Source organism: Halogeometricum sp. CBA1124, from assembly GCF_009741955.1.
Classification (GTDB): domain Archaea; phylum Halobacteriota; class Halobacteria; order Halobacteriales; family Haloferacaceae; genus Halogeometricum; species Halogeometricum rufum.
In genome coordinates, this window is sequence record NZ_WPCD01000247.1 from 1 (window position 1) to 4684 (window position 4684).

Here is a 4684-nt window from a genome sequence, read left to right on the forward strand (position 1 = left end):
GGCGACGACGCCGGCGGCGAGACGAGCGGGTACAGCGGGAGGACGTAGCGCGGGAACTTGACCGTCAGCAGGCTGAGCGCGACGAACGGAACGACGATGGCCGCCCCGAGGAGCGCCCATCGAGCGTCTCGCTCGGCGGTCGCTCGGAAAGCGGCGGCGGCGACGGCGAGGAGGAACGCGCCGAGGAGGAGCGTCCCGCCCTCCGTGCCGAGCCAGTAGAGGTACGACCAGACGGGCGGGTACTGGTGGACGGAGCCGGCGACGACGACGGCGTGTCCGTCGCCGGTGTGGACGAGGTTCTTCACGAGGGCGGCGCCGAACACGTAGGCGAAGTTACCGACGACGGGGAGGTCCAGAATCGCCGACGCGAAGGGGACGCCGGCGGTGTACTCCGCGGGGGCCGGCGGGTGTCGAAAGAGGACGAGGGGGAGGTAGACGAGGCCGAGGGCGACGATGGACCCGCCGACGAACGGCGACGCGCGTCGGTGAAGCGACCGGACGCCGTACCGGCGGGCGAGGACGACGCCGAGAAAGCAGACGTGCGGGAGCACGTAGAGGAAGCCGTACGCCTTCGTCGTCGCCGCGGCCACGGCGAACACGCCGACGAACGGGAGCCACGCGCGGTCGCGCGTCCGGTGCCACCGGAGCGTCACGACGGTGAGGGCGACGACGAAGCAGGCGAGGGGGACGTCGAGCATCGCGACCACCGACTGCGTGGCGAACGGGTAGGAGGTGCCGAGGAGGAACGCCGCGACGAGTCCGACGACCGGACCGCGGAGCGTCGTCGCCAGTCGGTAGGTGAGGTACACCGCGGCGAGTCCGAAGCCGACGACGAAGGTGCGGGCGCGACGGTCGTCCGGCCGAACAGCACCTGTCCGAGGCCGACGAAGTACTTCGCCGTCGGCGCGAACGCGTGCGTGGGGTTGGTGTACGGGTTCCCCCGGAAGACGGCGAGTCCGGACTGCGCGTACAGCGTCTCGTCCACGTGGAAACTGCCGGACAGGTTCGTCGCGTACCAGACCGCGAGTCCGGCCACGAGGAGGGCGATGCCGAGGCCGGACCCGAGGAGCGACCGGACGGACGCCGAGGAGTCGCCCGAACGGGACCGAGAGGAGTTCATCGCTTCGTACCGTTCGGTGTCGCCGCCTTGGTTATACCGCGGATACGGCCCGTGTAACGGAGAACTTAATCGCGGCCGACGCGGCCGAATCACCGGAGCTCGACCTGTGACGCTTTTCCGTCGGCCGCTCGTAGGTTTCGAGAGATGACCGAGAGCGAAGAGTTCGGCCTCGTCGCGCCGGAGGAAGCGGACACGCCCGGTGACGAGTGGGAGTCGATAGACGTCACGGACACCGAGGCGGACCGCATCGCCAGAAAGCGCGACCGCAAGTTCGACGAGTTCAGAAAGCGGTTGAAGGACGCCGACCAGTTCAAGGTCGAGCAGTCGGTGTTCGACGACGCGACGTTCGCCGCCATCTACAAACTCGTTCAGGACGGCCACATCGACGCGTTCGGTGGCCCCATCTCGACGGGGAAGGAGGCGAACGTGTACGAAGCGCTCGGTCAGGACGACACCGACGTCGCGGTCAAGATATACCGCATCAACGCGTCGAACTTCCGGCACATGCGCGACTACCTCGAGGGGGACCCGCGCTTCGAGGGCATCGGCAACGACAAGAAGCGGGTCGTCCTCGCGTGGACGCAGAAGGAGTTCGCCAACCTCGAACGCGCCCGCCGGGCGGGCGTCCGCGTGCCCGAACCCATCGCCGTCGAGCGGAACGTCCTCGTGATGGAACTGGTGGGGTTGGTCGAGGACCGGGCGCGTCGTCTCGCGGAGGTGAACGTCGAGAACCCCGAGACGGCGTACGAAGTCGTCCGGGAGTACATGCGACGACTCCACTCGGCCGGTCTGGTCCACGGCGACCTCTCCGAGTACAACATGATAATCCACGACGGCGAACTCGTGATAATCGACCTCGGACAGGCCGTCACCGTCCACCACCCGAACGCGGGCGAGTTCCTCCGACGGGACTGCCGCAACGTCGCGAAGTTCTTCTCGCGGCAGGGCACCGATACCTCGGCGGACGACCTGTACGAGTTCGTCACCGACGTGGACGCCGACCCGACGGGGGACCCGGACGTGGACGAACGGGACGCCGGGACGGACGCGGAATCGACTGACGAGTGACACACCCAGACCACCACGAGACGCGTCCACACTCCCCGAACCGCCGGACAAACTCTTAAACCGTTCCGCCGGATAGCGAGTGGTATATGCAACACGTGAAGGTCCCGCAGGACCGTATCGGCGTCCTCATCGGCGAGGGCGGCGAGACGATGCGCGAGATAGAGCGTCGGGCCGAAGTTCGCCTGGACATCGACTCCGAGACGGGCGCCGTCGCCATCGACGAGGTGGGCGACCCGGTGACCGGGATGCTCGCCCCCGACATCGTCCGCGCCGTCGGCCGCGGTTTCACGCCCGAAGCCGCGCTCTCGCTTCTCGACGACGACATGCGGACGTTCGAACTCGTCGACCTGCAAGAGCACACGCGGAACAAGAACGACCTCCAGCGACAGAAGGGCCGACTCATCGGCGAGAACGGCCGGACGCGGGAACTGATGGAGGAACTGTCGGGCGCGAAGTCGTCATCCGCGGGACGACGCTCGGTATCATCGGCCAACCCGAGGAAGTCGAGGCCGTCCGTCGCGCCGTCGGGATGATTCTCGACGGTGCCCCCCACGGTGCGGTCTACTCGTTCCTCGAACGCAAGCACAACGAACTGACGCAAGACTTCGACGTCCAGCCCTCCGACTGAACGGATTCTTCTCTCTCTGACCGCTCCGAACGACCGGGAGCGACTGGTTCGGCGGACGGACCGAGTCGGCGTCCGGACGACCGATTACGTATATATAGGGGCGGTTTCATGCCAACGTCTAACACGCGTAGAGCCGCCCCGTGTGCCGGTTTGGCCAACCGCATGGGAAACTTTTTTTATAGAATCGCAAACAACCATCGAAGCGAATATGTCTCAGCGAATGCAGCAGGGTCAGCCCATGATTATTCTGGGTGAAGATTCCCAGCGCACGCAGGGGAAGGACGCGCAGTCGATGAACATCACGGCCGGGAAGGCCGTGGCCGAAGCCGTCCGGACCACGCTGGGTCCGAAGGGCATGGACAAGATGCTGGTCGACAACTCCGGCGAGGTCGTCGTCACCAACGACGGCGTAACGATCCTCAAGGAGATGGACATCGACCACCCCGCGGCCAACATGATCGTCGAAGTCTCCGAGACACAGGAGGACGAGGTCGGAGACGGAACGACGACGGCCGTCGTCATCGCCGGTGAACTCCTCGACCAGGCCGAGGAACTCATCGAGCAGGACGTCCACGCCACCACCATCGCACAGGGCTTCCGTCAGGCCGCCGAGAAGGCCAAAGAGGTCCTCGAAGACGACGCCATCGACGTCTCCTCCGACGACCGCGAGACGCTCGTGAAAATCGCCTCGACGGCGATGACGGGCAAGGGCGCCGAGTCCGCGAAGGACCTCCTCGCGGAACTCGTCGTCGACGCCGTGCTGGCCGTCGCGGACGACGAGGGCATCGACACGGACAACGTCTCCGTCGAGAAGGTCGTCGGCGGTTCCATCGACAACTCCGAACTCGTCGAGGGCGTCATCGTGGACAAAGAGCGCGTCCACGAGAACATGCCCTACATGGTCGAGGACGCCAACGTCGCCCTGTTCGACGGCGCCCTCGAAGTTCGCGAGACCGAAATCGACGCCGAAGTCAACGTCACCGACCCCGACCAGCTTCAGCAGTTCCTCGACCAGGAGGAGAAGCAGCTGAAGGAGATGGTCGACCAGCTCGCCGATGTCGGCGCCGCGTCGTGTTCGTCGGTGACGGCATCGACGACATGGCCCAGCACTACCTCGCCAAGGAAGGCATCCTCGCGGTCCGCCGCGCGAAGTCGTCGGACCTCAAGCGCCTCGCCCGCGCGACGGGCGGCAGCGTCGTCGGCTCGCTCGACGACATCGAGGAGTCCGACCTCGGCTTCGCCGGCTCCGTCGCCGAGAAGGACATCGGCGGCGACCAGCGCATCTTCGTCGAGGACGTCGAGGACGCCAAGTCCGTCACGCTCATCCTCCGCGGCGGTACCGACCACGTCGTCGACGAGGTCGAACGCGCCATCGAGGACTCCCTCGGCGTCGTCCGCACGACGCTCGAAGACGGGAAGGTCCTCCCCGGCGGCGGCGCGCCCGAGACCGAACTCTCCCTGCAGCTCCGCGAGTTCGCCGACTCCGTCGGCGGCCGCGAGCAGCTCGCCGTCGAGGCGTTCGCCGAGGCACTCGACGTCATCCCGCGCACCCTCGCCGAGAACGCCGGTCTCGACCCCATCGACTCGCTGGTCGACCTCCGCGCCCGCCACGACGGCGGCGAGTTCGGTGCCGGCCTCGACGCCTACACGGGCGAGGTCATCGACATGGAAGAGGAGGGCGTCGTCGAACCCCTCCGCGTGAAGACGCAGGCCATCGAGAGCGCGACGGAAGCGGCCGTCATGATTCTCCGCATCGACGACGTCATCGCCGCTGGCGACCTCTCCGGCGGCCAGACGGGCGACGACGACGAAGGCGACGACATGCCCCCGGGCGGCGGCGGCATGGGCGGCATGGGCGGCATGGGCGG

General features: G+C 67.1%; 2 protein-coding genes and 2 pseudogenes. 3 read left to right on the forward strand and 1 reads right to left on the reverse strand.

Annotated features, from left to right (window positions below; genetic code table 11):
- A partial coding sequence (locus GJ632_RS19495; protein WP_191453807.1) for a glycosyltransferase family 39 protein occupies positions 1 to 809 on the reverse strand: 809 nt, incomplete at its 3' end.
- Positions 810 to 1264: 455 nt separating this feature from the next.
- Between GJ632_RS19495 and rio1 the strand changes: the two genes are divergently transcribed.
- The 3 genes and pseudogenes from rio1 to thsA all read left to right on the forward strand — a co-directional run.
- Positions 1265 to 2188, forward strand: a complete 924-nt coding sequence (gene rio1 / locus GJ632_RS19500) for a serine/threonine-protein kinase Rio1 (RefSeq protein ID WP_191453808.1) — start codon at positions 1265 to 1267, stop codon at positions 2186 to 2188.
- An 86-nt stretch (positions 2189 to 2274) separates the two neighbouring features.
- A pseudogene (locus tag GJ632_RS19505) lies at positions 2275 to 2816 on the forward strand (KH domain-containing protein).
- 238 nt (positions 2817 to 3054) lie between these two features.
- A pseudogene (thsA, locus tag GJ632_RS19510) lies at positions 3055 to 4684 on the forward strand (thermosome subunit alpha); the annotation flags it as partial.